1 protein-coding gene and 2 pseudogenes are annotated in these 1,198 nt (G+C 53.4%); all 3 read right to left on the bottom strand.

Going from position 1 to position 1,198, the window contains the following annotated elements; translation table 11 throughout:
* Nucleotides 1-16 precede the first annotated feature (16 nt).
* A pseudogene (gene rplL, locus ACIPLA_RS28200) lies at nucleotides 17-259 on the bottom strand (50S ribosomal protein L7/L12); the annotation flags it as partial.
* An 80-nt stretch (nucleotides 260-339) separates the two neighbouring features.
* Nucleotides 340-840, bottom strand: a complete 501-nt coding sequence (gene rplJ, locus ACIPLA_RS28195) for a 50S ribosomal protein L10 (RefSeq protein WP_007896629.1) — start codon at nucleotides 838-840, stop codon at nucleotides 340-342.
* A gap of 198 nt (nucleotides 841-1,038) precedes the next feature.
* Nucleotides 1,039-1,198: pseudogene (locus ACIPLA_RS28190) on the bottom strand (50S ribosomal protein L1); the annotation flags it as partial.

Here is a 1,198-nt window from a genome sequence, read left to right as displayed (position 1 = left end):
CAGCCTTGGCTTCTTACAGGCCCAGACCGGTCAGTTCACGTACTGCCTTGATCACGTTAACTTTCTTCTCGCCAGCTTCGGTCAGCATGACGTTGAATTCAGTTTGTTCTTCAACAACGGCAGCAACAGCAGCTGGACCAGCGGAAGCAGCGGCAGCGGAAACGCCGAACTTCTCTTCCATGGCCTTGATCAGCTCAACGATTTCCAGAACGGATTTTTCGCCGATTGCTTCGATGATTTGGTCGTTAGTCAGAGACATGACTATAAATTCCTGTATTGGGGTGACAGCCTACGCGGCCATCGAAATAAACAATAAACGCTGAAAGGAGTCGCTCAGCCTTAGGCTGCAGCAGCTTCTTTCTGGTCGCGAAGGGCCGCCAGAGTACGAGCCAATTTGCTGGTTGCGCCTTGAATCACGCTCATCAGCTGAGAAATTGCTTCGTCACGGGTCGGCAGACTTGCCAGTACGTCGATCTGATTAGCTGCGAGGAACTTGCCCTCGAACGCAGCTGCCTTGATCTCGAACTTATCCTGACCTTTTGCGAATTCTTTGAAGATACGAGCAGCAGCGCCCGGATGTTCTTTCGAAAATGCAATCAAGGTCGGGCCGGTGAACACGTCGTTGAGCACGTCATATTGAGTGCCAGCAACGGCGCGCTTGAGCAGGGTGTTACGTACAACACGTACGTAAACGCCAGCTTCACGAGCCTCTTTACGGAGTCCGGTCATAGCGCCAACTGTCACGCCGCGGGCATCAGCCACAACAGCAGACAGGGCAACATTGGCAGCCTCGTTGACTTCAGCGACGATGGCCTTCTTGTCTTCGAGTTTAATTGCCACGGGTTTAACTCCTGCTTGTTACCGTTTCATCCAACCGAAGCCGGATGTCGTTTTGGTGTCTGATTCGGTAAGGAACCGGGAGCACCATCTGCGTAGGCTTGAGGTTTAAGACTTGCGTCGCCTACGGTCTTGGATAGCCCCCGCCAGGCAGGGACCCCAATCTTTCAATTGGCGCAATCGCTTGCGCCAACCTGTGTCTTACGCGTCGAGCGAGCCTTGGTCGATGACCAGACCTGGACCCATGGTGGTGCTCAGGGTAACGCGCTTGACGTAAATACCTTTCGAGGAAGCTGGCTTGATACGCTTCAGATCAGCGATCAGGGCTTCAACGTTTTCCTTCAGCTTGACGGCATCGAAG

Source organism: Pseudomonas sp. NPDC086112, from assembly GCF_044746425.1.
In the GTDB taxonomy this organism is placed as follows: Bacteria; Pseudomonadota; Gammaproteobacteria; order Pseudomonadales; family Pseudomonadaceae; genus Aquipseudomonas.
Note: the sequence above shows the minus strand (reverse complement) of the source record. Positions and strands in the feature narration are given on the sequence as shown.